Raw genomic sequence first — 26,415 nt, 5'->3', positions numbered from 1 at the left:
ATGATATTGAAAAATATGTGGGAACAGCGCAAGTCTAAAAAGGATAAAGCAGAGCCGAGAGCCTGGGTTAGTAACCTAGTGAGTGCCTTGTTAGTAACCTTTGCCAGTATCCTGGCCGGAGTCCTGGTCAGTGGCTGTAACAGTGACGATGAGGAGGCGCTAAACGCCATCGACTCGGCCAAGATGCAGCAGACGGTGGCAGAGCTGGCCGAGGATATGTTGGTGCCCGGCGCCGTGGTGATACTGCATACCCCCAAGGGTAACTTTGAATATACCTTTGGGGTGAGCCGGTATGGCGGCAGCGAGCCGACCCGCTTCGATCAGCACCTGCGGGTTGGTTCCAATACCAAGACCTGGGTCGGCACTATCATCTTGCAGATGGTGCAGGAGGGTAAGCTCCAGCTAGAAGATCCTGTGGCCATGCACTGGACTGGCGTGCCGAGCGGTGAGCAGATCACCATAGCTCAGCTGCTGTCGATGGAGAGCGGCCTACATAACTACACCACCACATTAGCGCTGAATCAGACCTTAGATCAGGATCCCGCTTATGCTTGGCCCCAAGATGAGCTGCTTAAGCTGAGTTTCGACTCTCCGCTGGATTTTACGCCGGGCACAGATTTTGGCTATTCCAACACTAATACGGTATTGCTTGGCCTGATCGCCCAGAAGCTCGATGACAGCACCTTGCCTGAGATCATGCAGCGCCGCCTGTTTGCTCCCCTAGGCATGACACAAACCCTGTTTCCTAAGATCACCGATAACGTGCTGCCCGAGCCCTACGCCCACGGCTATATGTATGGCACCAATGTGTTGACCATGGACGGGGCGCTGCCTGAGGCGATGCAGCAGGAGGCGCGTGATGGGGTGATAATGCCGGGGGATCAGACCGAGGCTAATCCCTCTTGGGGCTGGGCGGCCGGCGCGGGGATATCGACCGCCAGGGAGCTGCTGGTCTGGGTCGAGGCCTTGGTTGGCGGCAAACTGTTAAATGAGGAGATGCAGAAACTGCGTCTGGCAAGCGTAAAGCCTATCGATCCCGACAATCCCAACACTGCCTACTATGGCCTGGGCATAGCCAAGTTTGGCCAGCTCTATGGTCATACCGGCGAGCTGCCGGGTTATAACTCTTTCATGGGCCATGACCCAGACAACAAGGTGAGCCTGGTGGTCTGGACCAACCTGGCCCCTAGCGTGGATGGGCGCGACCCGGCCACTACTATCGCGGCGGCGCTCATCAATCAAGTCTACCGGCCGGTAAACTCATCTAACTAGGGGACAAAAATGTCACTGATTCAGTCGCTGGCGCTCTTGGTGCAGGTCACGGCGTTTTCGGGGGTGCAGAGTTTGATGGGGGTAAAGACTATCTGCTCGAAGGCCTGGTCGCTGACAATTTTGTGCAGGGTGAAGATCGCCTGGCGGCCCATCTCGTAGGGGCTCTGGCCTATGTTTGTATGGGCGAGGCGGTCTTGTAGCATGGCCAGTTGAGGCGGCGCCGCATCTGAAATAATCACGACTATCTCTTTGTTATTCAGCTTGATTTTATAGGGCGCTATCATCTTACGATACAGGGCCTCATCGTTTTGCGGCCAGCCACCCACGGCGATAAAGGAGTCGGCCTTGATGGGCTTGCCTTTCATGACTGACTCCATCTGCTTCACCGCCTGACTGAGCTGATCGAAGTTGGAGAAGGGCTCTCTGATCTCTGTCCAGCCATTATCGTTTTGCAGTCGCTTGCCCGGTGGGTTTTCATAGGTTTTGCCAGACAGGGCGCTACGAATGCCCATGATCCTCAGGTTGAGGTTGGGGGAGTCGGGGCGGCCGGTTTGGATGATCAGGGTGCCGCCATTGGGCCTGAGTTTTTTGAGTTGCTCACCCAGTGCCAGGCCAAAGGCAAAGTTGTCTGTACCTATGTAGGCGCGTCTTAGATCTTGATGTTCGGCCAGGGTTGGGGCGTCGAAATCTGAGTCATAGGTGATCACCGGAATGCCGGCGGCCTTGGCTTTGGTGAGGCTGTTCTCGGCGAGAAACTTAGACTGGGTGATGGCCACGGCAATGCCGTCTATGCCTTGGTCGATAAGTTGCTCGATCACCTTATCTTGCAGTCTCACGCTGGAGATCTCTGGCCCCAGATAGATACACTCGACATCCTTGAGCTGTCTTGCGGCGGCTTCGCAGCCGAGCTTACTCTGATCGAAGAAGGCGCCGTAAAATTTTGGCACTACGGCAAATCTCAATGTTTTGGCACTGACATCGGCGCTGAGCATGGTGGTGGCCAGTAAGGTCAGCGAGATGAGAGTGATGAGTAACCGAGTCACAATAGCCTCTCGAATCCATTTCCTAATAACTAGGTTAGTCGTAGCTAAGGTATTAGCAACTAACGTCTTGATAAGCATAGTCATATCAAGCCAGGTCAAGATTTTACATTTTGATAACCAAATGTAGCAAAGTGATACGGCTAAAGATATGTGTTGGATCAAGAATTTTCGGTGATAAATGCGCGTAAAACTCAGCGGGATAAAGGTGTCGGCGCATCTATCAGAGCAGAGGCGCCGAAACTGGCCTAGGCTAGCTTGAATTTACTCACCATGGCGCTGAGCTGTTGATTGGCGGCCGACAGGCTCTGGGTGCTTTCCAGTGTCTGCTGGCCATTTTGCAGCAGGGTCTGGGCCATCGCCTCTATGGTATGCATGTTTTGGCTGATCTCGGCCGTTACCACGCTCTGCTGCTCTGAGGCGCTGGCGATCTGGCCGCCCAGATCGTTGATCTCGGCGATGGAGTCGGTGACGGCGCCCAGATTTGAGGTGACGCGGGCGGTATTTTGGGTGACCTGCTGGCAGCTGTTTTGGGTTTCCAGCATCAGCTGTTCGGCGGTGTCGGCGTCGCGTCTCAATGTGGAGAGGATCTGCTCTATCTGTGTGGTGCAGGACTGGGTGCGTGAGGCGAGTGAGCGCACCTCATCGGCCACTACGGCAAAGCCGCGTCCCTGCTCGCCGGCCCGGGCCGCCTCGATGGCGGCATTGAGGGCCAGCAGGTTGGTCTGATCGGCGATCTCCTTGATCACCCCCAATACCGAGATGATCTGATTGGTGTTCTCGCTCATGGTGTGAATGCTCTGGCTGGCCGAGTTCATCTCGCTTGCCAGTGCCTGGACACTGCCCGCGGCATCTGAGACGGTGAGTGTCGAGGTCTTGGCCTCTTCGTTGGCCTGATGCGTGCTGGCGGCCATCTTGCCCGCGCTCTGGGCCACGGCGTCTGCCGAGGCATTCATCTGGCTGATGGCGGTGACTACAAGCTCTGTCTCGCTGCTGTGTTTACTCAGCGCCTGACGATTGTTTTCCGAGTGGATGTCGAGTTGGCCTATCCCCTGGGTGATCTTCTGTGAGGCGTGGGAGATCTCCAGCATCATCGTCTGCAGGTAGCCGATGAAGCTGTTAACCGAGTGGCCGATGGCCGCCAGTTCATCCTTGCTGGTGATGGCCAATCTGGAGGTGAGGTCGGCGTCGCCGGTGGAGAGGGTGTCGATGCGGTTTTTCAGCATCACCATGTCGGCGATGATCTTGTTGAGCAGGAATACGCAAAACGCCAGGGCGATGATGATAAGCAGGCTGGCAATGGCGATGCTGCGGTAAATTTTCTGTTTGAATATCGCCTCAGTGCCAGCGGTGAGCCCCTGTTCGATGGCGCTGATGTTGGACTCATAGGTGCCGGTGCCTATCACCCAGCCCCACTCGGGGAGGATCTTTCTGACATAGGCGATCTGCGTCTCTTGGCTGTGGGTCTTAGGGTCGGTGACAGGTAAGGCGACGAAGGCATCCGCTTGGTTACCGAGTGCCTGTTTCGCCTTGGCGGCGTTTGGTGTGACTTGGCCTATTTGAGATGACTGCGAGTGGGCCAATATCTTGCCGTCACTGTCCTGAATCCAGAAGTGGCCGTCTTCGCCAAACTTGGCCGCCAGCACGGTTTGCAGTGCACTGTTGAGTTTGTCTTGTTTCAATGTGCTGACATATTCACCGGTGGCGATCACCAGGTTAAGCGGCTCGAAGTAGAAGGAGGCCGAGAGTTTCTCTTCCACTTGACCGGTCGAAGGATTGGAGAAGAAGTAGCTGGTAAATCCAATAGGATTGGCCCTAGCGGCGGCGACTATGTCCCGGGCATAGTAGTTACCTTTCTCGTCCAAGGCATCGCGGCTGTTACCCATGGAGACGCCGCCCATGCCGGACGCCTCATTCTCCAGGGTGTCGGCGTTGTAGGCAAACAGGTAGCGGCCGTTACCCCATTGATACTCATTGAGGAAGGTGTAGACCATCATGGCGGCATCGTCGGTGAGGTTGTTCTCGTACATGCGATTAATGACATCGCGGAACATCTTAATCTCATCCCCCAGCGCCTGCTTGATGTTGGCTTCTCGGGACTGTTGGTAGAAGTCGTTGACGGAGCGGCTTAGGGTGTCGACCTGGCCGATGAGGTTCTGTTTGATGAGGGCTTCAACCTGTTGGTTGATGTTGCTCTGTTCCTGCTTAAGGACTTCTTGCGCGATGATATAGGTGTTGATGATAAACAAGCCCGATACCGCGACAAGTAAAGCACCTACTAATATGATTAGTTTAGCTTTTATTGTTATTTTCATAAAAACCAGCCTAAGACAATTTTGACTAGATATAAGAAAAATCTAATGAATATTAAGTGGCAAAATTAACCCAAAGGCAATCTGGCGTTTACAGAAGCGTGATGTGGATGCAACTTGTTTGGCGCAAATGAGAGTTGATTAACAGATATGGCCAAGAGGTGAGCCAGGTGGCATTTAAGCTTGAATCTAACTGATTGGCTAGATTAGTAAATATGGCCAGAGCTATAGGATAAGAGAAGAAATGCAGGCATGAAAAAGGGAAGCCTGGGCTTCCCTTTAGTGTCGCGGCTTTATCTAAGCTTGTCGCTTTATTTATAGAAAGCTTCGATGGTGCCTTTGACTGTCATCATCAGCGGTTGGCCGTGACGGTCTAGGGCTTTAGGGCTAGGGATCTTCACCCAGCCTTCACTGATGCAATACTCTTCGACGTTGAAGCGCTCTTTGCCGTTAACGAGAATGCCGATGTCGTGCTCGAAGTAGTCGGCCACATGGTGTGGGCTACGTGGATTGACAGATAGGCGATCGGGCAATGCAGGTAGTGATTTAGTGTCAGTCATAGTGGTTATCTTCAATCAAAAAAGTTGTGCGCTATTGTAGGCAATAGTGCTGGTGGGCTCAAGAAATAACAGGTGGCAGGCGAAACCGCGAGAAGCAGGGTTGAGCGTTCGCCTTGAGTTTTTGTGTCTGGGCTGGAAAAATGGCCTGCCTGTTTACTATTGCCGCCCCATACCTTGAGGATTTTGTCGCCATGAATGAAGCGATCGTCATCGCCTTACCTTCGCTGATCCACCGTATTGGCCGGGAGCAGGTGACTCTGGCGCAGACCCTGGCGGTGGAATTTGGCTGCGGCCTCAAGCGGGTGCGGCGTTCGCGCAACTGGCAACTGACTGGCGGCGCTATGGATGTGCAATCCTTTACCCTGACGCTTAAGCAGTGTCAGCCGGCGATGGCGCCCTATCTGATCGCTAAGCTCGAGGCGGGTCTGTTGCTGCATGCCGATAAGCTAGAACCCTTGCCTGTCAAGTTGGTGCGCCTGATCCGCGAGACCCCGGGCATCACCCTAGGGGAGCTGATGGAGCAGACCAAGTGCACCATTATCGAGGCGCGCCAGGCCAGGTTCGATGCCGATAGCTAAGGCAAGTTTTTAATTTAGAAACAAGGGGGTAGCCTATTTGGCTATCCCCTTTGTGGTTATGGATCAGACTAAAAGGCGCTAGGCGCTCAGTCTGCGCCAGGCGCCGCCCATCAGGGTGAAAATGAAGGTGAACAGCTTGTAGGTGAGCCAACAGAAAAAGATAAAGCCACCGATCATCAGTACCCAGACGATCACCTCTACCGTGGTCGAAGGTTTCTTCTTGGCCTTGTCTGTCGCTTTTTCTGTTTTCTCATCTGCCTGCTCGTTGGCGGCGGTTTGACTGCTTTGCTCAGGCTCCGCGACCTTAGTGCTTGCCTTGCCATCATCTGCGCTGCTGGTGTCGGCTGTGACCGCCTTGCCATCGATCGATTGCAGGATGACGCCGAATTGGTTCTGGTTGTGGTCCAGCCTGACCTTGAGGTTGCGGGTCTTATAGCCCTTCTCGCTGACCTCTAGTTGGTAGTCTCCGGCGGCCAGTGGCATGCCGAACTCATATTTGGGCCCAATGTTCATCACCCTGACCTTTGCCGTGGTCGGCTGGGTCACTATCTCCAGCGGGAAGCTCTTACGGCCCTTCTCCCAGAAGGTGAGGGTCGCAATGTTGCGGCGCTTGGCCTGAACATAGACTTTGCGGGTGATGGCCTGCTTCTTCTTGTCCTTAGGGCTGGCCTTGAGCCAATAGGTGCCGGGTGCCAGATAGGCGCGGCGGCTGATCGCTATCCCGCTGCCATTGGCCTGGCGCGACAGGGTTGCCTTGTCGAGATCTGGGTTGCTGCCCAGGTCCAGCAGGCCGGCGTTTTTATTGGTGCTCACCAGTTGATATTGGTTACCCTCCACCTGTGCGATCAGGTGTGACAGCCCCGGTAGCTGAGCCAGTTCACCGGCGAAGGCCTCGAAGATGCCATCTTCAATCTTATCTTTGATCTTCTGTTTCAGATCGGCGTGGGCGACCTCGGGGGCGAGGATCAGTAGCAGCGCCGCACAGCAAGGTAAAATCCATTTATTCATCTGAACCTCCGATGATCTGCAGCAGTCCTGCGGCCAGTTCTGGGGCGGCATCGCCCAGTAGGTCGATGATCATCAATACTGTATCGGTATCACCGTGGTTGACGATATAGTCGCGGATCATGGCATCGACCATCTCTTTGTTTTGCTTGTAAAGCTCCTCACCGCTGCTCTTGATCAGCTCATCAAGCGCCTCGCCTCTGAGGGCATCTTCGAGCTTCTGGGCTAGTTGGTTCGAAGTCTCCGTCTGGCGTTTGACCTCAAATGCGGTCTGATTATTAAACTCGATCGTATGCTCGTTAATCTGCGCCTCCTTGATGCCCATCATCTGGGCAAACAGGGAGCTGATGTTGGAGAGGGCGACCACGTCGAAGATATTTTTTTCGATCTCTGCTTTTTCCGGCATCTTCTGTTTGCTGGGTCGGCTAACGTTACAGATGTTGGCATCTGGGAAGCATCTATATTCTCCCTTGGCCGCCTCGACGCCGTCTATCACTAGACGCCATTCGAAGACCAGGCCAAAGACCAGCCAGAGAATATTACCGCCGGGATATTGGGTATCTCCCATGGTAATGGTCTCGTGCCTGAGTTCGCCAGTCCATACGCCGGATGAGCGTTTACCGTTTTGTTCATTGAGCGACTGCATGTAACTGAACTCCAGGCTGACTTCAGGTTGTTTAAGCCCTATGTCGCTATGTGGAGTGAACTGCACCAGCTCGTCGCCAAGGAAGCGTTTCTTGCCCTGGTTCAGCACGCTGGCGAGCTGTTTCTCGATGATTCTGCCGGCAACCTGGGGTTCGGGGTAGGTGAAACGCAGGTGCTCTGGCGTCTTGAGCAGCTGAGACTCGAAGGCATCAGGCTCGGCCTTCTGCTCGGCGCGCGCCTTGCGATTGGCGTAGTAACGTTGCATGAAATACTGCGGGTCTAAGCCACTCCAGCCGCCGACGAGTAAATTAATGTCTATGTCGCTAACCGGTTTGGTGCAGTTCATGTGCGTGGCTTTTACGCTGATCTGTGAATGCCCCGTCTTGATCACCTTATGCAGCATGTCGAGGAACTCGGCGTTGAGTCCTCGCTCGGCCCAGCCCTTGCGGTACATCTCGAGTTTCAGGCGCCCACGCTGATCGATCGACTGCATGGCGACATCCGCCTTCTTAATAAAGCGGGTGCAGTGGGCACGTCTGAGGGGATTGCTGCGTGCCCAGGTTAGGAAGTCGCGGTAGCCGGCCTTGGTGTCTGTGCTGACGGCCTCCTGCCAGCGCTTATCGGTATGGCGGTGGCGAGACAGATAAGCGGTGAGCCAAACGAGCAGCAGCAAGGTGCCTAAGAATTTGCTCACTCCCTGAAAGCGCGGCGCGTAGGGGAACTGCTGGCTGAGGGATTTCTCTGTGGCCTTGCTCATGGGGAAGCTGGTTTGATAATCCAGCGACAGCAGCACAGGCTTGGCCAGTGCCTTGATGGGCAGCAGGCGGTTCTCTTCCCAGGCGAACACTGTTTGTACCTTGCTCTTGTAGGTAAATGTCTTGTCTGTGTAGATCTGATATTTCACCGAACCGAAGGCGATCACCACAAACCAGGCGGCGGCGCCTATCATCAGGTAACGGGCGAGTCGTCTTAGCTTGAGTCGCCAAATCGAGTCGGGTTTAGACTTGCTGAGCTTGCGAATAAACATCCATGCCACAAAACAGCCAAGAATGATCAGTTTTATCATTATCTCTTCCGTGTCCGAGCTGAGGTGTCATGGCGCGAGTTGGACTGAGTGATAGATTAGATGCGCCACGAACTGGGGTTACTTTTGTTAAAAACTATACCTATAGCCGCGGCGAAAAGAAACCTAAGCATTAGCCTAAGTGTGTGATTAATCACAGAAGATTAACATTGCTGTCATTAAGGTCTCGGCTTGGTGGCCTGTATTGCCGAACGAATGAAGGGGTGATGCAAAGAGGCAATGATGAAGGTTGTGAGGATGGTTTTAGAGATAGGAGTAGGGCGGTTTAGAAGATTATCTGCCCGCCACATCCTGAGTCAGAACCTTTCGCTGAAACGGCAATGGCAAAGCAGATTTTCTCTTGATGTTAAGAGCGGCGTTAATAGCTTTGTTAAGAGCGCTGCTAAGATCAGTATCAAGAGCCTAGCCTAAAGCGAAATTGGACAGCGCAGGCCGAGTGTTTTAGCTTGAAGCCTATCTTTTATGCTCCTTAAGGCAGGTCGGTCGATTGGCTCGGCTCAAGTTGGGGAGAAACCAGCTGAAAGCATTCGGTGAAGAGGGAACAGACTATGTGTGGCCGACTCAATGTGATAAGCGATCCCCTGTGCGACTGGGTGTCGGATCAGCTGGGGATCAAGTTTCATAGTGAGACCAATAACGACCTCAGGCCCACCCAGCGACTTGGGACCATAGCGCTGGATGGCGGTGCGCTGCAGCAGGTGGATGCCAGCTGGGGGATTAAGCCTGATTGGGCCAAGCGGCTGCTGATCAATGCCCAGGCCGAGACGGTGAGACAGAAGCGCACCTTCGCCCAGGCCTTTGCCCAGCATAGGGCTGTGGTGCCCTGTAGTGGCTGGTATGAGTGGCAGCAGGCGGGCGGTGCTAAGCAGAAGTATCTGTTTCAAGGTCGTGACGGACAGCCGCTCTTGATGGCGGGGATCCTTTGTCCTCAGATTGATGGCAGCCATGCCCTGGTGACCCTTACCACTAAGCCGATAGCCAGTTGCGCGCCCTATCATCATCGCATGCCGCTGCTTATTGAGCCTCAGGCGCTGGATTTCTGGTTTCACTCACAGCCCAGTGAGCTGGACGCGCTGCTGACTGCGCCCGAGATCTCGCTCGCCATTACTCCCTGCATGTAAGCGTCAGTCTCTGCTTTGGGCCCTTCGATTATGCGCAGCACTCACCCAGGCTTTGATCTCCGTCATGGCTTGGCGGTTAATAAGTGGTCAGTATATTAGGCAGTTTTGATATGTAACTACAGGAGGCTGGGGTGACAGAGGAAAAGGAGGCGGATGCTAAGCTGATTCGGCTGCTCAAGACCTGTATCGTCATCGGGCTCTGCCTGATTTTGCTGGGGATCTATCTGCATAACTTTAGCGAAACCATGGAAGCCATGGGAGTGACCGGCATTATCATCAGCGCCGTCTGTGTGGCCTTCGGCATGGTGCTCTCCTTGCCGACCAAGATGTATCTCACCTTTATCTTGGTTAAGCGCGAAGCTCAGGTTAACAGCGAAGCTATGGTTAAGCCCGAAGCAGAGAAACAGCGAGATTAGTCGGCCTGTCCTCGTTCGATTGTTATAGCTCAAAAGCCTTAGCTCGACAGTCATAGCTCAAAAGTCATAGCTTGTCTGTCAGAGCCTGACCGCCTCTACTATATTTGCCATTGGAGTTGTTGCCTGGGGAGTCGTTGTCCGTTTGAGCCTTGTATTTAGGGGCCTTGGGGGCAGTCCGCTCAGTTGCCCTATGCTCATGTATAATTAGCAGATGCTGAATTAAAAGGTCAGTTTTTAGAACAAGGTTAAGGTTTTGAATGACAAGGTAATTTATACTGTGTCGGAATTAGGCCTGCTCGGCTGGCCGTCTTAATGAATCTGGATGAGTAAAACATATCGCCATTATGGATAGAGATGCCTCTCAGGAAGTTAACCTGACCTACGCTAAATACAAGAAGAGCATGGTGTATTCACTGCTGCTCCTGCTGTTCCTGTCTGCCGTACTGGCAATTGTCTATCTGATGTCCAGCGGCAATATCTCCCGCGAGCGAGAGATGCGCCAATATGCCGAGCTTGGCAACATGCAGGCGAGTCTGCTGGCCGAGCTCAATATCGTCGGCACCGACCTTGCCTATTACGCTCACAGCGAGTTGGCGATGTCGACCCTGGAGGAGAAAGATCCTAAGGCTAAGGGGTACCTCACCTCGTTGATGTTCCAAATTGGCAATCTCTATAAACATTACGATCAGCTCCGCCTGCTCAATGACAGGGGCGACGAGGTGATCCGTATCGATCAGCAGCGGGATAATAGCCTCCAACTGGTGCCGGACGAGGCGCTGCAGAATAAGGCCGACCGCTACTATTTTCGCGAGCTTGCCGGACTCAAGCCCGAGGAGATCTATGCCTCGCCGTTCGATCTCAACGTGGAGCACGGTGAGGTGGAGCAGCCCCTTAAGCCCACCATACGTTTCGCCACGCCCATCTACAGTAAGGCGGGGGATTTTATCGGCGCCGGGGTGATCAACTACAAGGGTAAAGACCTTTTGCAGATCATCGACGATTTGAATGTGCATGAGGGTGACAGGGTCTATCTGCTGAATCACAAAGGTTTCTATCTCAAGGGAGAGCAGGCCGACAAGGAGTGGCGTTTCATGTTCCCCGAACGTGAACCGCTGGGCTTTGATAGCGAATATCCAACAGCCTGGCGCCAGATGCAAAAGGCGGAGCTGGGCAAGGTGGTGACGGACGATGGCGAGTACTATTTCAGTCGCTTCAAGTTGGCGCCCCATTCGCTGTTTAACATAGTGAATAGGGAGAGCGCCTACCTGGTGATGTTTGTGCCCGAGAGCACCATTCAGGCCGCGCAGCAGAACCTCAACAACAGTGCCCTGTTCGCCTTCTTGTTGGTGTCGCCCATGTTTATCTTCCTGGCCTACAAGCTGGCCGGTTCTCAGATAGAGCAGCAGCGCCTGTTTAGTAAGCTTACCTTCGACGCCCGCCACGATGCCCTGACCGGCCTGTATAACCGCAGCGCCATCATAGAGTATCTGGGCAAGAGCATCAGCCGCAGCCGACGTCAAAAGGCGCAGCTGGCGGTGAGCTTCATCGACGTGAACGATCTGAAGAAGACCAATGATCTGCACGGTCATGAGGCGGGGGACGATCTGCTCAAGGGCGTGGCCAGCGTGATCAACATGTCGATCCGCGACGGTGACTTTGCCGCCCGCATCGGCGGCGATGAGTTTCTCATCGTCTTTGTGGACTGCGACGGCAGCTGCGCCAGCGAGATCATGGAGCGGATCCAGGCCGCCTATGGCGTCATGGGGCTTGGCAAGACTGGCAAGGAGTGGAGCCTGAGCTTCGGCTGCACCCAGCTGCTGCACGAGACCGACGATGTGGACAGCATCATAGAGCGGGCCGACAGCCTGATGTATGAACACAAGACGGGGCAGAAGAACCAGCTGCTGCCTTAATCCGCTCTACTCATCTGTTTCTCTTATTTGATCTATTTTCTAAATTAACCACCGGCGCGGCGCAGCTTCTTTGTCGCCCCGGTGGTTAATTCGGCCCATTTGGCCTTTTTCGGTAATTAACCCAAGACTAATGGGGCAAAAACACCGATAATTCCCCTCAATTGTCTCATTTTCAAATAAAGCATGCTGGCCCACGGGTACAGGCGCGCAGTGGAAACCACCCCATGGAAATCAAAGTTAATTTTCTCGATAACCTCAGACTCGAAGCCAAATTCGACGATTTTACCGTCACCGCCGATCAGCCCATCCGCTACAAGGGTGACGGCTCGGCGCCTAGCCCCTTTGATTATTTCCTGGCGTCGTCGGCCCTGTGCGCGGCCTATTTCGTAAAGGTCTACTGTAAGGCGCGCGATATCTCGACCGACAACATTCGTCTGTCACAGAACAATATCGTCGACCCGGAAGATCGCTATAACCAGATCTTCCAGATCCAGGTCGAGCTGCCCGACGATATCTCAGACAAAGATCGCGAGGGGATCCTGCGCTCCATCGACCGTTGTACGGTGAAGAAGGTGGTGCAGACAGGCCCAGAATTTAAGATTGAGACGGTAGAAAACCTCGACGCCGATGCCAACGCCATGTTGATGGGCCAGCCTGAAGGCGACAGCAGCACCTATATTCTGGGTAAAGATCTGCCGCTTGAGCAGACTATTGACAACATGACGGAGATCCTGGCTGGACTCGGGATGAAGATAGAGATCTCCTCCTGGCGCAACATAGTGCCCAACGTCTGGTCGCTGCATATTCGTGACGCGGCCTCGCCCATGTGCTTCACCAATGGTAAGGGCGCGAGCAAGGAGAGTGCCCTCTGTTCGGCCCTGGGCGAGTTTATCGAGCGTCTGAACTGTAACTTCTTCTACAACGATCAGTTCTTCGGCCTGGATATCGCAAACAGCGAGTTTGTGCACTACCCCAACGAGAAGTGGTTCGCTCTCACCGATGACGACTCGCTGCCTGAAGGCATGCTGGATGACTACAGCCTGGAGATCTATAACCCGGATGGCGAGCTGTGCGGCTCGCATCTGATCGATACCAACTCGGGCAATATCGAGCGTGGCATCTGCACCATTCCTTACAAGCGCCGCTCGGACGGTGAGACCGTCTATTTCCCCTCGAACCTGATTGAGAACCTGTTCTTAAGTAACGGCATGAGTGCGGGCAACAACCTGCAGGAGGCTGAGGTGCAGTGCCTGTCGGAGATCTTCGAGCGCGCGGTGAAGCGTCAGATCATCGAGCAGGAGATAGTGCTGCCGGACGTGCCTATGGCCGTGCTGGAGAAGTACCCTAGTATTCTTGCCGGTATCAAGGGACTCGAGGAGCAAGGCTTCCCCGTGGTGGTGAGAGACGCTTCCCTGGGCGGTCAGTTCCCCGTGATGTGTGTGACCCTGATGAATCCTAAGACTGGCGGCGTGTTCGCTTCCTTCGGTGCGCACCCAAGCTTCGAGGTGGCGCTGGAGCGCAGCCTGACCGAGCTTTTGCAGGGCCGTAGCTTCGAGGGTCTTAACGATGTGCCTAAGCCGACCTTTAACAGCATGGCGGTGAGCGAGCCGGAGAACTTCGTCGAGCACTTTATCGACTCGACCGGGGTGATCTCCTGGCGCTTCTTCAGTAACAAGGCGGACTATGAGTTCTGCGAGTGGGACTTCTCCGGCACCAACGAGGAGGAGGCCAAGGGGCTGTTCGGCATCCTGGAAAGCCTAGGCAAAGAGGTCTATGTCGCCGAGTTTGAAGAACTTGGCGCGTCTGCCTGCCGCATCCTGGTGCCTGATTACTCTGAGGTTTATCCGGTGGACGACCTCATCTGGGACAACACCAACAAGGCGCTGGACTATCGTGAAGATATCCTTAACCTGCACAGACTGAGCGATGATGAGCTTGCCGATCTGGTCAATCGTCTGGAAGAGAGTCAGCTGGATAACTACACGGATATCCGTACCCTGATCGGCATCGTCTTCGACGAAAACACCGTCTGGGGACAGCTGACCATTATCGAGCTGAAGATCCTCATCTATCTGGCGTTGGGCGCACACGAAGAGGCGCTGGAGCTGGTGGAAGACTTCCTGCAGTTCAACGACAACACGGTGCAGCGTGGCCTCTTCTACCAGGCGATGAGCGCGGTACTCGAGGTAACTCTGGATGAAGAGCTCGAGCTTGAACACTTCATCGGTAACTTTACCCGCATGTTTGGTGAAGAGGTGATGGCTCAGGTGGTAGGTTCGGTGAACGGCGAGGTGCGCTTCTCAGGCCTTACCGAGACCAGCATGGCGCTGGAAGGGATAGAGCCGCACCTGCGTCTTATCGAGAGCTACAAGAAGTTGCATCAGGCCCGTAAAATTAAAGCCGGCCTTTAATCTTTAATACTGTGAGTTACAGATATTGAGTTACAGATAACGAGTTAAAAAAGCGAGCCTTGTGCTCGCTTTTTTGTGCTTGCTGTTTGGTGCTCGCTTTTGGGTGTCGGTTAGCCGAGTGGTTAGCCGTTAGCCTTGGCGCAGGCGGCTGCCTTTTGCTGCTGCACTTCTGGGCTTTTGTCTTGCATCGCCTTGAGGATCAACTCATTACAGCGTTTCTGCGCCCGTTGCTGCTCGCTGCGCAAACTTGGCTCGCCTATGTGGGCGATCATCGGCTTATAGCTGAGGGAGGCGTTACAGTACATGGTCGACAGGCGTCTGCCCTGCTGATTGAGATCGTCACGCCTGGAGAGCTGCTGGCACAGACTGCTGAACATGCGCTTGGCCTTGCGGGTGCAGTAGGCATATTGAGTGACGTCTTGTTTGATGTCGGCGCAGACGCTCTGCTCCCGGATTCGCCACAGCTGATGTTGAAAGCCGATGGCCGTGTCTTCATACACCAGACGCTGGCTGACAACTCGGGTGTTGGCGGCATCCTCATAGCTGGCGACAATGTTGCTGCTGACCATTTCCAGATAGGCGGCAAACAGCTGGGAGATAGGGTCCATGACTCGTCCTTAAGTGGTTAACCTTAGCCATTTCCTTGCTAAGGGCTTTTTTGATCAGATACTTGGCCTATGCATTAGGCGGCGATATTTTACGCGATTTAGTGTCTCAGGGCTAGTGATTAGCCACAGCATGAAGCATTTGCATCTACACTTTGGGCAAGTATCTGCTTTGCCGGGAGTCAGCTATGCCAATCAAAGCTTTGCGATTAAAAGCTATGCAATTAAAAGCCACGCCATTAAAAGCTATGCAATTAAAAGCCACGCCATTAAAAGCCACGCGATTAAAAGCCAAGCTACTACAAACCAGCGCTCTGTTGGGGGCGAGCCTGAGCTTCTTTGCTATGGCGGCGCCCTATAACGCCATCAATGAGTCGATAGACGATGGGTTTGTCGAGGCCGGTGATGTTTTGGTGATAGCCATTCCGGCGACCGGATACCTGGCGTCCTGGCTCTATGATGACTTCGAGGGGGCCAAGCAGCTGACCTTCTCTGTGCTGACGACCCAGCTTATCGTCGAGGCGACCAAGAGCACTGTGGGGCGCTATCGACCCAACTCAAATGTGGCGGGTGGAAGTTATAAGTCTTTTCCCTCTGGCCACTCCGCCGGGGCCTTCTCTGGTGCCGCCTTTCTGCAGTCGCGATACGGCAATGCTTGGGGGATCCCCGCCTATCTGGGAGCCGGTGTGGTGGCCGCCAGTCGGGTGCATGGCAGACGGCACTACGCCGATGACGTGCTCGGTGGTGCGGGCATCGCCATCCTGGTGAACCAGTATTTCGTCGAGCGCTACGATAACCAAGGTCTGGCGGTATCCCTCTTTCCCAATGATGAAGGTGGGCTGCAATTTAATCTCTCTATGCCCCTGGATGGGCCCCTGAATGGCCGAGCTGGCCCGCGCGCCGAGAAGCGTGCTCAGCCTGCGGTTCGTGGCCCCAAGCGTCACCGCTTTGCCGTTAATCTCGGCTTTAACATGACAGATTCTCTGGGTATGGCAGGGGCGAAAGATCTGCTGCCAGACAGCCAGCTGGTGGACGATCATCAGCCGTTTTCCTATCTCTTGTACGAGTACTTAGACTCAAGTAAGACCTCGCTACAACTCGAACTTTCGCCCAATGAGACACGCCTGTTTGGCACCCTCTCGGGGGAGTTCGAGCTGGATGGTAAGCAGTATCAGGATGGTGACTCTCTCTATCTGGCTTTCAAGCAGTGGAGTCTGGGTTCGCAATATTTCTATCGCTTCGCGCCCCAGGGGGATTGGCACTTCAAGTTAGGTGGCGGTCTATATGCCTATTGGGTAGAGCTGGAGGTGGACTATCTGACCGGCGGTCAGTATGCCGGTGAGGGCAGCCTGGAGGTCATGCCCTCTATCGAAGGGCGAACCCGTTATCATATCGGTGGCGGATTGTCGGCCGATGCAATGGGACGTTTTCAGGCCTGGTCTGGTAATCAACTGGTCGCAGCGGAAGCCGGGCTAAGCTACGCCTTGGGAGAGGAGTGGGTGATGGGACTCAAGTATGCCTACTCAGAGGCCAAATGGGATGCGCTTAATATGGAGTATCAGACGGACTCCATAGTGCTTACGGTCGAGAACAGATTTTAGCCTGGCCACCTGCTTGCAATCTGCAGATGGCGGCAGGCTTTTGGTGCCCTAATGTGGCGATATTAACCGAGTAACTCTTCCACGTATGGGCGCACCGCCTCTATAGTGTCTAGCTCGTTGGGAATAGCGATGCTGCGGTAGCCGTCGCCGAGGAAAGCGCGATCCACTTCGATCAGCACGCCTGTCTCCTCGCCGTTGTCGACGAAGCTGACTTCCAGCTCTCTGGCGCCAAAGAAGGAGTGAGACTCGGGTTTAAACTCATATTCCTGGTAGCAGGGCAGGTGCGAGGAGAACTCGTGAGCGTGGATATAACCCGCCTCGATATCTGTCTTGTAGAGGCGATAACCAGCCTGCTCGATAAGCTCTAACACCGCCAGCTGGGTGGGTGAGGGTAAGATGGTCAGCGGGTCTTTATCGCTGCCGTCGATGCCGTTCTTGATATCTAGGCCGGTCTGTAGCCAGATCTTACCGATGCGCTGACCGAAGAGGCGGGTGGCCGGGGTCTCGGGATGCAGGTTGAGATTAAACTGGCGTGTAATGGTCTCTCCTGGGGCTATGGTCTGCTTCAGCATGGGCTTCCAGCTCTGCAGTACTAGGCTCTTGTTGTATTTTATCTCGTCGTCGCCAACGCTTTTTTCCGCCTTGGCTTCGGCCATGATGGCAAACTCCAGACCGTTGAGTTCCTGTTCCACCTCTCCGCCTGTGATCACTACCTCGATGCGAAACGGCTCTCCGGCGCGCAGTTGCTCATCGAGTAGTATGGTATCGACGCTGGCTTTGCCTATGCCGACACTGGCTAAGATCTTCTTTAACATATTCTTTCCTTGAAGGTTTAAAATTCGCGCTGACCCTAACATTGTCTGTTTTGCGCTGCAACTCCAGCAGCGTAATCGCTTATTGCCCCTAAAGACTGGGCTTTCGTTGAGTGGTCTTCTTGCTACTAAGGCGCCGCTCGCTGAGCCGCCGAAGCCAGCAGCAGCTGATAGAGGTGTTTAGCAGCAGGCCCCGTCTTTGCCCCCTTGGGGAGCGTCAGATGCAGGGGCACCTGATAGCTGTGGGCATGCTCCAGGTTGAGCACGCTAACGTTTGGGTCTCGATATCTCTCAATGACGTGGTGGGGCACGCGGCAGTAACCGAGCCCAAGAGTAACCGCCTGCCAGGCGTGGTCGAAATTATCTACCGTGATGCGTTGATTTGATTTCAGCCAGCCGACATCCTGCTGGCTCGTGTCGCCCAGATCGCGAATCACTATCTGGCGGTTGATGGCTAGGTCGGCGGTGGTTGGCGAGGGAATTACGGCGAGCGGATGCTGGCTGGCGACAACTGGGTAAAGTTTGACCAGGGCGAAGGTCTCAGAGGGATAGTCTTTGATAGGCAGATTGATGATGGAGATATCAGCCTGCTCCTCCACCACCATCTGGGTGGTTTTCGATAGCGAGGTCTCGACTACCTTGACCGAGGTGCCACTGTTATGGGCGAAGAACTCACTCATTGGCTGAAATAGCCAGCTGCGGTCGCAGAGGTGATCTATGGCGACTACGAGCTGTGACTCTAAGCCGCTGGCGATCTGGGTGCTGAGCTCCTCGAGGGTCCTGGCCTGCTCCAGCATGGCTTTCGCCCGCCTAAGTAACGACTTGCCCTGATCGGTGAGCACTGCCTTACGTCCTTCGATACGCAGCAGCGGCAGGTCTAGCTGAGCTTCCAGTTTCTTCACTGCGTAGATCAAGGTGGTGTGGCTCTTGTTGAGGGACAGCGCCGCCGCCTGAATGCTACCCGCCTTATCTATCTCCAGCAGCGTCTGCCACTGATCTAGGGTCGTCTTGAGTTTCATTGGTCTAATTTCTCTACATTAATGCGCAGTATTATGAACTTTAATGTCTATATTTTGCGAGTAGTATGACACTTATCGACGGCAAACGCCTAGTTCGTTTGTCAAGAAGTCTTACAAGATCCTTCGTCTTAGGAGGGATCCCATTAATGAATCAGTTAAACCGCATCTGGAGAGAGACGATGAGCAAGTTGTTACAGGTAGATTTTGCATTTGAAGGCCCTTTTGGTCAGGAGATGGCCGAGCAGTTGGTGGGGCTGGCCGAGTCCATCAATCAGGAGCCTGGAATAATCTGGAAGATCTGGACTGAAAGCGAGAAGGATAAGTTAGGTGGCGGCATCTATCTTTTCGAAGATGAAGCCTCGGCGCGTGCCTATTTGGCCATGCACAGCGCCCGCCTCAAGGCGATGGGCGTCGACGAGGTACGCGGTCAGATTTTCGATATTAACCTACCGCTGTCGGCTATCAACAAGGCCCCACTGGCCTAAGGAGTCCTGAGGTGACCAATAAGGTTTTCTTGAGTTTACATGGCGCCATTTACGGCCTGTTCGCCATAGTGCTTTTTTTCCTGCCGTTGCAGGTATGGCCTCTCTATGGGGTGCAGATACAGGATCAATATGCTTATTTCCTGTCGCAGCATACGAGCATCTTCTTAGGGGGCGTTGCACTTGTGGCCTGGCAACTCAGGGCTATAGCCGAGGGCGAGGTGGTGAAGAAGCTGATACTGGCGTTACTTCTGACCAATCTGTTGGGAGTGGCGATCACCACCTATGCCGGCGTGAAGGGAATATTTACCGGTTTTGGCTGGAGCGATCCTATCTTCTTCGCCGTGATGGCACTGCTGTCTGCGGCCCAATACCGTAAACAGGGGGCGCTTTAGCCCCAATAAGGTTCACATCTTGGCTGACTCAGGGTAGAGTACGCGACATTGAGTAAGACCCGTTAGCGGGTGGATGAAGATGAGAAACAAAGTCATGAGTGATGATAAAACGGTTATCGACAACCTGGACGATCTTGCCAGCTTCCTGCTGGCGGTAGAAAACGGCGGCCTGGGACTGGAAGGGGTCGAAGGGGTTGGCATGGCGACCAATAACGCCGATGGCCGCCATTTTGTGGCCGTGTTCGATAAGAACCATAAACTCCTGCATGCCCGTTGGATCACAGATGAAGTGTTCGAGCAGGGCAAAGAGATGGTGCGTCACGGCGTCTCTAAGCACTGAGATCTTGCGAAACACTAAAGATAAGAAAAGCCCAAGGCATAACGCCCTGGGCTTTTTCTTTTCGCTATGATGTGACGTGCTTGTCTAGTTGCTTAGCTCGAGTCACAGCATGGCGCATCAACATAGGTTAGAGTGCTAGGCCATTGACTTAGGAGCTGTGACTTGAAGCCAATGACTTGGGGCCATTGACTCAAGGCCATTGAGCCTAAAACCGAGTCGGTTAGAACATGAAGAGGAGAGGTTATGCAGCGCGCGGAAGATTTCATCAATGCATTGCAGTTAGAGCAACATGTGGAAGGGGGCTATTATCGCTCCTCCTACCGGGCGGCGGAGGCCTTCGATGACAGGCGTCAGCTGTGGACCAGCATCTATTTCCTGCTGCGCACCGGCGAGGTGTCCCATTTTCATCGTCTGACCGCAGACGAGATGTGGTATTTCCACGGCGGCGAGCCGCTGACCATCTATATGATCGACGGGGCGGGTGAGCTGACTACGGCTGAGCTGGGACTGGATGTGGCCGCAGGTCAACGGCCGCAATTTCTGGTGCCTAAGGGCTGTATCTTCGGCTCGGCCATGAATAACCCGGGCTTCTCCCTGGTGGGCTGCATGGTGTCGCCAGGTTTTACCTTCGAGGATTTCGAGCTGTTTGAGCGCCAGCCGCTGCTGGAGGCCTATCCACAGCACAAGACGATTATCGAGCGGCTGACCCGTTAACCCTTTGGGCAGCGTTTGCAGATGATTTTTACGGCGTCATCGTCTAGGGACGACTGCAAAAACAAAGGGTAAAGTTACACAGTCCCTTAAGAAAGAATAAAAAAGGGGCGGCCCAGACAGGCTGCCCCTTAATGCTTTAGCGAGTGACTACTTGCTCTGCCACTGAGCGATATAGTCTTTCAGATCTATCATGGCGGCGTTACCCACATAAGGCACGGCGGCCAGGGCATCCATGTCGGCAATCGGCCTGGCGGCGATGATATTGTTGGCGGCTGTCTTGTTCATGGCCGCGTCGATATCCAGCTCGGTCAGAGTCGCGTTGTTGACGATATCCAGTACTACACCCACTTCGCTGGCGCTAAAGAAGACCCCTTCCCAGGTGCCTTCCTCATAGGCGGGCTTGGCGCACTCAGTGCCGTTGCCTGCTACGCAATAGGTGTAGCTGAAGTGTCCCTCAAACTCGGCGGCGGTCTCGGCGTCGTGGATAACCACTATGTTTTCGTCGTTACCAAAGGCCGCGGCGCCACTGATATTGTGGGACCCCGTCAGTACCATATCGTCTATAATCATGTACTTATGATGGAATTTATCGTTGCTGTTTAGCTTGGCTACGCGCACATCGGCAGGGTTTTCCCAGATGTTGTTGGCGGCGCCAGTGTAGCTGTCCACCTCGATCTCACCTGAGGTGTTAGGTTTTTCTATGCCTAACATATCCTGAAATTCAGAGTAGTAGCGAGAGAAGAAAGACGCATCGCCCAGGCCTTGCACCTCGACGCCGGCATCGTGTCTCAGCTCCATCTCATCGGCTACATCCTGGGCGCTAATAACAAATTGCGCCAGGTGAATACGATATTGGGCGTTACGAATGTATTGCTGCATGTTGTACAGGGTCGAGCCCACGTAGACGCTTGGTGACTGCGGGGTGAACTGCACATCGATGCGGATATTGTCGTTGTTGGTGTAGACGGTCTCCAGCTGATGATCAGGCTTGCCGAGGCCAAAGAGTGAGTCTTTGGCGCCGCCCTGACCATCGCCCCACATCAGGTTGAACTGATGGGTGTAGACGCTGGCTAGCTGGTTAGAGTCGATGATAACGATATGGTTATCATTGCCTTCGCTGATCAGGTTGCCCTGGGCATCCAGATCGCCATGCACGCCAGACTGACTAAAGTTGGTGCTGCCGGTGAGCACCTTCTTGCCGTCGACGACGATGAATTTGTTGTGCTGGATCTTGGAGCCTGAGCTACCGTTTTCGGTATCGTCGATCCAGGGGACGCCGCCTTGATTTAAGATGGCGATGGCCTGGTCATTCTCGCCGGCGATATTGTCTTCGTCGGTGACAAACTTTACATCGACGCCGCGCTGTTTAGCGGCCACCATGGCATTGGCAATACCGGGCAGGTCGAGATCATAGATTGCCATATACAAGGTGCTATTGGCGGAATCGATAAGCTGGATAATTTTCTGTTCAAGGTCGGCTTGAACGGCCGGTGGATTGACCACGTGATTAAAGTAAACTTCAACATCATCGGCATAGCTCATTGATGAAGCTAGCGATAACAACAACCCCATACTCAGTTTATTAATTTTCATGTTTTACCTTATTTTTATAATAAAAGTGTAAATCGAAAATGAGTAATCTGAATCCAATTTTCATTGTAGGTTTTAGCTACGTTTAACCATCCTTAGTTTAAAAACTCGACAGCATACTAACAGCCTATTATGACAATTAGTAGGTGCGATTTAACAAAAGTTATACAAATGTCTCAGTTTTTGTACATTTTAAAAATATGTGCATTATCTGTTAGTTATGCATTATGGTGAATAAAATTTGCCCGATTAGTCGTCTAAAATGACTAATCATTCTGTCGCGATTGTTTTGCTTTAAAAACAGCGAAATAAGCAGAATGACTCTTGCCGGTGGCTAAGCTGCGACAGAGAGTTTGAGAAGGTTTAGGGGAATAGCTTATAACTGGTTAATATTATTTGTTTAAGATTTTAATTTGGCCAAATTATTTGAACTTGTCTTGCTTGTTGATTAAGTGTTAATTGATTTTTTTTGAAAACAGGTCGAATATATTGGATTATTTTCAAGGTGAGATTTTGAATAAAAATAACTCAGATAAAAGAGGCGATATCGAAGATTTTGTGAATATAGTAAAAAGTATAAAATTGGCTCGGTAAGAGACATTAACTCTCGACAAAGGAACTATCGATAAGGGATATTCACGAGCCGATTTTATGTGTGCCTATTTTCGTATTACAGATTATTCCCACATCACGTTGTCATTATTCTTGGCCGCCGACTCGAATAACTCGATGAGGGGCAGTGCCCTTTGTCTTAGGCTCACATAGGGGCCCTTATCGTCCTCGTCATCTTCTGTCTGTGGGGGCTGAATCGGTGCATTGGCGACCGCCTGTTGCAGTCGGGCCAGCGCTGCGGGTACATCTTCGGCGCGAATCGCCCCCGGTACCGAGTTGCTATGGCCGAGTATTTTTAGGAAGGTCTGGGCCACATCGCCAAACAGGGTGATGTTGGCATAGTGCTTGGTTTTAAAGGTGACTAGCATGTTGCGACTCCTTGATGAATGCCCTGCTCGGTGGGCGTCTCCCCTCTGTTTCAGTGCCATTTCCGCCGCTAACGGCGGCGGAATATTTCTTTGCCAGCGGGCAACAATTCACACTTGTATATCCCGTAGATCAAATTATAACCTATTGTCTATTAAACGTTTTGTTAAATTTCATTCGATGAGATTGTGACCTCGGTTTCATTTGCCTGTAATGGGACATGCTATAAATAGCAACACTCATTTCGGCGCCCATCAATCGCGCATTTGACCATGGGAAGGACCCTTTTTTCGCCGTATCTTCCCGCGCAATTCACAAGGAAGCAAGATGCAAGAGATCAATACCTTCATCAAAGAAAACATAGGCAGCGTCAGCAAGAATGTCTTCGTCGCTCCTGGGATCCCAGAGAAAAAACTCAACAACGCGGCCAAGTCTATGGGGCTGACGGACAGGGTTAATACCATCATTGCCATCTATGACAACACCCTGTTCGGTAGCGCTAAGGATGGTCTGGCCTTCACCGGGGAACACTTGGTGTTTAAGCCTATGTTCGATGACCCGATGATCTTTCCCTATAACGATATCGAGAAGGTGGACTATGTCGAATATGTTTCGACAAACGATAAGGGTAAGGAGAAAAAGGAGGTCGTTGTAGAGCTCCTGAGAAAGGATGGCTCATGTAACACCATAGACGGCCTAATCGATTGCGACTACCGACTACTGGCCGAGATCCTCAATCGCGCGGTGACCGAGTGCGACAACTTCGAGGAGGAGAATCAGATAGTCACCCTGGCGGAGATGTCAGAGACGTTAAAGGTTGCCTATGTCAAAGTGATCGCCAACATGGCCTTTGCCGACGATGGTGAGGTGGATAAGAAGGAGTTTTCCGAGATCCTGATGCTGATGACCCGGCTGGAGCTGACCACCGAGTCTCGCTTCGAGCTACGCAGTTATCTGTCCAGCGAGCACAATCAAGTTCCCCTGGTTGATCTGCTGGCCACCATTGACGCCGAGTGCGTGCCCAGCCACAACAAGGCGGTGAAGATCTCTCTGGTGAAAGACCTTATCAGTACCTATATGAGCGTCAACGATGGCTCCTATGAAAACTTCGCCTTCCTCGACGAGCATCAAGCATTGTTTGGTGTTTCCGATGATGAGGTGGAGTTGGCGCTGATGGCGATTAAGAACGATTTCAACATGCTCAGGGAAGACTTTACCGATGACGCCCTCAAGCGTGGCATGAAGGAGTTATCGGCCAAGGCCGGCGCGGTCGGTGTGCCGCTGGCCGCGGTCTATCTGTCGGGTTCCGTGGTGGGACTCTCGGCGGCGGGCATGACCTCAGGGCTTGCCGCCCTGGGGCTGGGTGGTGCATTGGGCTTCTCCAGCATGGCAACCGGCATAGGCGTTGCTGTATTGCTGGGAGTCGGTGCCTATAAGGGGATCAAGCACTTCACCGGCGCCAACGAGCTGGATAAGACCAAGCGTCGGGAGCTTATGCTCAATGAGGTGATTAAGCAGACCCAGGCGACACTGTCGCTGCTCATCAACGATCTTAACTATATCACCGACAAGTTTAATCAGGCGGTGGCCAGCTACGGTATTCAAGATGCCAAGGTGCAGAAGCTGATGAAGATGATGACATCGCTGACGGGCGCCGCCGATGTGCTGAGCAGGAAGTCGGGTGTCATGCAGAACTCCTGCATCAAGTTGCGCTGTCCTATCAAGCTGGACGAGGCCAAGTTGAAGTCGCTGACTCAGGAGCCGCTGAAGAAGCAGTTCTACGCCCTGGTGATGGGATACTACCAGGAGGTAGAAGAGGAGGTTCAACAAGGGGATGAGACGGTTAACGTCACAGTGCTTAAGATCAAGCCGGATATCCCGACTCGTGAGCTGGATAAACTGGCCGCCGTGTTCGATGCCATTGGCTATTTTAAGGTGGCCGATGTGATTAAGGGTAAGCTGTCAGGGATCTTCTCCTGATGGCGAGCAAGGATGAGCAAGCGGCCGCCCTGTTAGCCCAGCAGCATCAGCTCGAGGCGTCGGAGCAACGCATGGCCGAGCTGGACGCCGCCTTGTCGGCGCTGCATCAGCATCAAGCACAAAACGATGCGGCGCTGGATACCATGCTAGAGGATATGCAGTCGATTCTGGACAGCTGTGGCATCGCCTTCGATGAGGGGATCGCCATCTCTTGTGAGGTGAGCCGTTACTGCGAGGTAACCCAGGAGGAGATCACCTTAGGCATCGGGGCGCTAACGCCTTTAGCCAGCCTGGACTTCAACGAGCAGATGAGCTGGCAAGCTTACATCGCCTCGGTGGAGCATTACGCCGAGCAGCAGGGGATAGATCTCAGCAGCGACCCATACCGTCGACTGATGACCCTGAGTCAGCGCGTGGCGCTGGAGAAGCGGATCGCCGAAGAGTTTTCGCTCAAGGGGGCCCAGTGCGATAAGTACGACTATCTCATAGCGGGCACGGCAGGTGTGATTGGTGGCCTCATCGATCTCGCCTTCGGTGGTACGCCCAAAGAGAGCCAGTTGACCAGGGGCGCCGACAAGCTGGCCGAAAAAGCGGTGGAGAACTTTGCCCGCTTCAACGGCTGGCAGGGGGGGCGAGGTAATCAGACCTCCAGTGCTATCAGCTATCTCGAGGGGCTATTTGAGGTGAACTATGATCAGGCCACCTCCTTCGGTCCTAATGGCACGGGCGGCGCGGTGAAAAATCTAAGCACTAAGAATCATCACCTCAAGAGTCTGGCCCACAGTCCCTGCCTGGTGGGGCTGTTCTTCTCCATCATCAACCAGTTTACCCATAGCGCCAGCTTCGTCAGCGAAGGTAAGCTAGTGACTATCTCGGCGGAGGCGGAGCTACAGGGACATAACTTCATCGCCAAGATCTTCTGCGGCGTGGCCAACTGGTTTGGACATCTGATGTCGGACGTGTCCGGCTCGTCGGGGATAGACAGAAACCGCCCCGATTATGGCCGAGGCTCGGGGATCCCTATTCCCTTCTATAATCTGTTGCAGTTTATGGACGTCGGCGAGTTTGGTCAGCATAGGCAGAGCTTCGCCGTGGTCTGCACTAAGGTGTTTGAGCAAGGCTATGATCTGCGTCATGGGTTGGGCCTCTGCGTGCCCGTGCTGGTGACCGAGCTGATCACCCGTCTGGGCTGGACGGTGAAACAGCGCTGTTACCATCAAAAGCCCTGGTCTGAGTGTGTTCCCCTGGCTAGCAATCCTGAGCTTAGGCGGATGCTGTTGGTGGCTCACGGTAGCATGTGTCTGATCGATGGTGGCGAAGCGGCGCTACGCTCCGGTGGGGATATGGTGCAGTTTCTGCTGCGCACTAACCTGGTGGGCTGGAGCCGTTTCGGTCACCTGGCACTTAAGGAGATGTATGCCTGGTATAACGCCGGCCATATCGACGCCGAGGCGGTGGATGCCTATCTGGACAGCGAGTATCGCGCCATGTTGGCGTCATCGCGAGGATAAAAAAGCCCGGCAATCAAGCCGGGCTTTTTTT

The 26,415-nt window shown here is 53.6% G+C and carries 24 protein-coding genes; 14 read left to right on the top strand and 10 right to left on the bottom strand.

What is annotated here, in order from left to right:
* Complete coding sequence (locus K0J45_RS15675) at window positions 1-1,272, top strand: serine hydrolase domain-containing protein (RefSeq protein WP_220043221.1); 1,272 nt, start codon at window positions 1-3, stop codon at window positions 1,270-1,272.
* A gap of 20 nt (window positions 1,273-1,292) precedes the next feature.
* Here the strand turns inward: K0J45_RS15675 and K0J45_RS15670 are convergent, their stop codons facing one another.
* The 3 genes from K0J45_RS15670 to K0J45_RS15660 form a co-directional block, all read right to left on the bottom strand.
* Complete coding sequence (locus K0J45_RS15670) at window positions 1,293-2,315, bottom strand: substrate-binding domain-containing protein (protein WP_220043220.1); 1,023 nt, start codon at window positions 2,313-2,315, stop codon at window positions 1,293-1,295.
* A 245-nt stretch (window positions 2,316-2,560) separates the two neighbouring features.
* Window positions 2,561-4,627, bottom strand: coding sequence for a methyl-accepting chemotaxis protein (locus K0J45_RS15665; protein WP_220043219.1), 2,067 nt, complete (start codon window positions 4,625-4,627; stop codon window positions 2,561-2,563).
* Between the two features lie 308 nt (window positions 4,628-4,935).
* Window positions 4,936-5,184, bottom strand: coding sequence for a DUF3297 family protein (locus K0J45_RS15660; protein ID WP_011866839.1), 249 nt, complete (start codon window positions 5,182-5,184; stop codon window positions 4,936-4,938).
* Between the two features lie 191 nt (window positions 5,185-5,375).
* Here K0J45_RS15660 and K0J45_RS15655 point away from each other — a divergent pair, with 191 nt between their 5' ends.
* On the top strand, window positions 5,376-5,762 hold the full coding sequence (locus tag K0J45_RS15655) for a ribosome recycling factor family protein (protein WP_220043218.1): 387 nt from the start codon (window positions 5,376-5,378) through the stop codon (window positions 5,760-5,762).
* Between the two features lie 78 nt (window positions 5,763-5,840).
* On the opposite strand, the gene K0J45_RS15650 is transcribed toward K0J45_RS15655, so the two are convergent.
* Window positions 5,841-6,770, bottom strand: coding sequence for a hypothetical protein (locus tag K0J45_RS15650; RefSeq protein ID WP_220043217.1), 930 nt, complete (start codon window positions 6,768-6,770; stop codon window positions 5,841-5,843).
* A complete protein-coding gene (locus K0J45_RS15645; RefSeq protein WP_220043216.1) occupies window positions 6,763-8,478 on the bottom strand; it encodes a hypothetical protein in 1,716 nt (571 codons plus the stop codon). The genes K0J45_RS15650 and K0J45_RS15645 overlap by 8 nt, the downstream gene beginning before the upstream one ends.
* A 566-nt stretch (window positions 8,479-9,044) precedes the next feature.
* Here K0J45_RS15645 and K0J45_RS15640 point away from each other — a divergent pair.
* The 4 genes from K0J45_RS15640 (at window position 9,045) to K0J45_RS15625 (ending at window position 14,357) form a co-directional block, all read left to right on the top strand.
* Entirely contained in the window at window positions 9,045-9,617 is a 573-nt protein-coding gene (locus K0J45_RS15640; RefSeq protein WP_220043215.1) for an SOS response-associated peptidase, read from the top strand.
* 131 nt (window positions 9,618-9,748) lie between these two features.
* Window positions 9,749-10,033, top strand: coding sequence for a hypothetical protein (locus tag K0J45_RS15635; RefSeq protein WP_220043214.1), 285 nt, complete (start codon window positions 9,749-9,751; stop codon window positions 10,031-10,033).
* A 344-nt stretch (window positions 10,034-10,377) separates the two neighbouring features.
* A complete protein-coding gene (locus K0J45_RS15630; RefSeq protein WP_220043213.1) occupies window positions 10,378-11,946 on the top strand; it encodes a sensor domain-containing diguanylate cyclase in 1,569 nt (522 codons plus the stop codon).
* A 224-nt stretch (window positions 11,947-12,170) separates the two neighbouring features.
* The gene (locus K0J45_RS15625; RefSeq protein ID WP_220043212.1) at window positions 12,171-14,357 is read left to right on the top strand and encodes an OsmC domain/YcaO domain-containing protein; all 2,187 of its coding nucleotides are present in this window, start codon (window positions 12,171-12,173) and stop codon (window positions 14,355-14,357) included.
* A 122-nt stretch (window positions 14,358-14,479) separates the two neighbouring features.
* On the opposite strand, the gene K0J45_RS15620 is transcribed toward K0J45_RS15625, so the two are convergent.
* Window positions 14,480-14,965, bottom strand: a complete 486-nt coding sequence (locus K0J45_RS15620; protein WP_220043211.1) for a hypothetical protein — start codon at window positions 14,963-14,965, stop codon at window positions 14,480-14,482.
* 130 nt (window positions 14,966-15,095) lie between these two features.
* Between K0J45_RS15620 and K0J45_RS19780 the strand changes: the two genes are divergently transcribed.
* Together K0J45_RS19780 and K0J45_RS15615 are read left to right on the top strand one after the other, a co-directional pair.
* On the top strand, window positions 15,096-15,323 hold the full coding sequence (locus K0J45_RS19780) for a hypothetical protein (RefSeq protein ID WP_258406710.1): 228 nt from the start codon (window positions 15,096-15,098) through the stop codon (window positions 15,321-15,323).
* On the top strand, window positions 15,307-16,563 hold the full coding sequence (locus K0J45_RS15615; protein WP_258406709.1) for a phosphatase PAP2 family protein: 1,257 nt from the start codon (window positions 15,307-15,309) through the stop codon (window positions 16,561-16,563). Before K0J45_RS19780 ends, K0J45_RS15615 begins: the two co-directional genes overlap by 17 nt.
* Window positions 16,564-16,625: 62 nt before the next feature.
* Here K0J45_RS15615 and K0J45_RS15610 read toward each other — a convergent pair whose 3' ends face one another.
* Window positions 16,626-17,378, bottom strand: coding sequence for a sporulation protein (locus K0J45_RS15610; protein WP_220043209.1), 753 nt, complete (start codon window positions 17,376-17,378; stop codon window positions 16,626-16,628).
* Window positions 17,379-17,503: 125 nt separating this feature from the next.
* Window positions 17,504-18,394: a LysR family transcriptional regulator gene (locus tag K0J45_RS15605; protein WP_220043208.1), complete on the bottom strand. Its 891-nt coding sequence runs from the start codon at window positions 18,392-18,394 to the stop codon at window positions 17,504-17,506.
* 146 nt (window positions 18,395-18,540) lie between these two features.
* Here K0J45_RS15605 and K0J45_RS15600 point away from each other — a divergent pair, with 146 nt between their 5' ends.
* The 4 genes from K0J45_RS15600 to K0J45_RS15585 all read left to right on the top strand — a co-directional run bounded on the left by K0J45_RS15600 (window position 18,541) and on the right by K0J45_RS15585 (window position 20,325).
* The gene (locus K0J45_RS15600; protein WP_350355018.1) at window positions 18,541-18,879 is read left to right on the top strand and encodes a monooxygenase; all 339 of its coding nucleotides are present in this window, start codon (window positions 18,541-18,543) and stop codon (window positions 18,877-18,879) included.
* A gap of 11 nt (window positions 18,880-18,890) precedes the next feature.
* The gene (locus K0J45_RS15595) at window positions 18,891-19,271 is read left to right on the top strand and encodes a hypothetical protein (protein ID WP_220043207.1); all 381 of its coding nucleotides are present in this window, start codon (window positions 18,891-18,893) and stop codon (window positions 19,269-19,271) included.
* A 94-nt stretch (window positions 19,272-19,365) separates the two neighbouring features.
* Window positions 19,366-19,611 carry a hypothetical protein gene (locus tag K0J45_RS15590; protein ID WP_144201911.1) on the top strand — a complete coding sequence of 82 codons (246 nt, stop codon included), beginning with the start codon at window positions 19,366-19,368 and terminating at the stop codon, window positions 19,609-19,611.
* A 243-nt stretch (window positions 19,612-19,854) separates the two neighbouring features.
* Window positions 19,855-20,325 (top strand): cupin domain-containing protein, encoded by a 471-nt coding sequence (locus K0J45_RS15585; RefSeq protein ID WP_011866825.1) that lies wholly within the window; start codon window positions 19,855-19,857, stop codon window positions 20,323-20,325.
* Between the two features lie 147 nt (window positions 20,326-20,472).
* On the opposite strand, the gene K0J45_RS15580 is transcribed toward K0J45_RS15585, so the two are convergent.
* Window positions 20,473-21,918 (bottom strand): phospholipase D-like domain-containing protein, encoded by a 1,446-nt coding sequence (locus K0J45_RS15580; RefSeq protein ID WP_011866824.1) that lies wholly within the window; start codon window positions 21,916-21,918, stop codon window positions 20,473-20,475.
* A gap of 674 nt (window positions 21,919-22,592) precedes the next feature.
* The gene (locus K0J45_RS15575; RefSeq protein ID WP_220043206.1) at window positions 22,593-22,895 is read right to left on the bottom strand and encodes a DUF1840 domain-containing protein; all 303 of its coding nucleotides are present in this window, start codon (window positions 22,893-22,895) and stop codon (window positions 22,593-22,595) included.
* Window positions 22,896-23,220: 325 nt separating this feature from the next.
* On the opposite strand from K0J45_RS15575, the gene K0J45_RS15570 reads away from it, so the two are divergent.
* Window positions 23,221-24,873: a hypothetical protein gene (locus tag K0J45_RS15570; RefSeq protein WP_220043205.1), complete on the top strand. Its 1,653-nt coding sequence runs from the start codon at window positions 23,221-23,223 to the stop codon at window positions 24,871-24,873.
* Window positions 24,873-26,384, top strand: a complete 1,512-nt coding sequence (locus tag K0J45_RS15565) for a hypothetical protein (protein ID WP_220043204.1) — start codon at window positions 24,873-24,875, stop codon at window positions 26,382-26,384. The genes K0J45_RS15570 and K0J45_RS15565 overlap by 1 nt, the downstream gene beginning before the upstream one ends.
* Window positions 26,385-26,415 lie beyond the last annotated feature (31 nt).

Origin of the sequence: Shewanella alkalitolerans, assembly GCF_019457575.1 — a bacterium.
GTDB lineage: Bacteria > Pseudomonadota > Gammaproteobacteria > Enterobacterales > Shewanellaceae > Shewanella > Shewanella loihica.
The sequence above is the reverse complement of the archived record's forward strand: the minus strand, read 5'-3'. Positions and strand labels throughout refer to the sequence as shown.

Bases quoted from the DNA above. Each gene is read 5' to 3' on its own strand.
- K0J45_RS19780 (WP_258406710.1), top strand. From the start codon at position 15,096: ATGAAGCATTTGCATCTACACTTTGGGCAAGTATCTGCTTTGCCGGGA.
- K0J45_RS15665 (WP_220043219.1), bottom strand. From the start codon at position 4,627: ATGAAAATAACAATAAAAGCTAAACTAATCATATTAGTAGGTGCTTTA.
- K0J45_RS15610 (WP_220043209.1), bottom strand. From the start codon at position 17,378: ATGTTAAAGAAGATCTTAGCCAGTGTCGGCATAGGCAAAGCCAGCGTC.
- K0J45_RS15570 (WP_220043205.1), top strand. From the start codon at position 23,221: ATGCAAGAGATCAATACCTTCATCAAAGAAAACATAGGCAGCGTCAGC.
- K0J45_RS15565 (WP_220043204.1), top strand. From the start codon at position 24,873: ATGGCGAGCAAGGATGAGCAAGCGGCCGCCCTGTTAGCCCAGCAGCAT.
- K0J45_RS15580 (WP_011866824.1), bottom strand. From the start codon at position 21,918: ATGAAAATTAATAAACTGAGTATGGGGTTGTTGTTATCGCTAGCTTCA.
- K0J45_RS15605 (WP_220043208.1), bottom strand. From the start codon at position 18,394: ATGAAACTCAAGACGACCCTAGATCAGTGGCAGACGCTGCTGGAGATA.
- K0J45_RS15630 (WP_220043213.1), top strand. From the start codon at position 10,378: ATGGATAGAGATGCCTCTCAGGAAGTTAACCTGACCTACGCTAAATAC.
- K0J45_RS15600 (WP_350355018.1), top strand. From the start codon at position 18,541: ATGAATCAGTTAAACCGCATCTGGAGAGAGACGATGAGCAAGTTGTTA.
- K0J45_RS15590 (WP_144201911.1), top strand. From the start codon at position 19,366: ATGAGTGATGATAAAACGGTTATCGACAACCTGGACGATCTTGCCAGC.
- K0J45_RS15615 (WP_258406709.1), top strand. From the start codon at position 15,307: ATGGCGGCGCCCTATAACGCCATCAATGAGTCGATAGACGATGGGTTT.
- K0J45_RS15585 (WP_011866825.1), top strand. From the start codon at position 19,855: ATGCAGCGCGCGGAAGATTTCATCAATGCATTGCAGTTAGAGCAACAT.
- K0J45_RS15645 (WP_220043216.1), bottom strand. From the start codon at position 8,478: ATGATAAAACTGATCATTCTTGGCTGTTTTGTGGCATGGATGTTTATT.
- K0J45_RS15660 (WP_011866839.1), bottom strand. From the start codon at position 5,184: ATGACTGACACTAAATCACTACCTGCATTGCCCGATCGCCTATCTGTC.
- K0J45_RS15655 (WP_220043218.1), top strand. From the start codon at position 5,376: ATGAATGAAGCGATCGTCATCGCCTTACCTTCGCTGATCCACCGTATT.
- K0J45_RS15650 (WP_220043217.1), bottom strand. From the start codon at position 6,770: ATGAATAAATGGATTTTACCTTGCTGTGCGGCGCTGCTACTGATCCTC.
- K0J45_RS15620 (WP_220043211.1), bottom strand. From the start codon at position 14,965: ATGGACCCTATCTCCCAGCTGTTTGCCGCCTATCTGGAAATGGTCAGC.
- K0J45_RS15625 (WP_220043212.1), top strand. From the start codon at position 12,171: ATGGAAATCAAAGTTAATTTTCTCGATAACCTCAGACTCGAAGCCAAA.
- K0J45_RS15675 (WP_220043221.1), top strand. From the start codon at position 1: ATGATATTGAAAAATATGTGGGAACAGCGCAAGTCTAAAAAGGATAAA.
- K0J45_RS15640 (WP_220043215.1), top strand. From the start codon at position 9,045: ATGTGTGGCCGACTCAATGTGATAAGCGATCCCCTGTGCGACTGGGTG.
- K0J45_RS15575 (WP_220043206.1), bottom strand. From the start codon at position 22,895: ATGCTAGTCACCTTTAAAACCAAGCACTATGCCAACATCACCCTGTTT.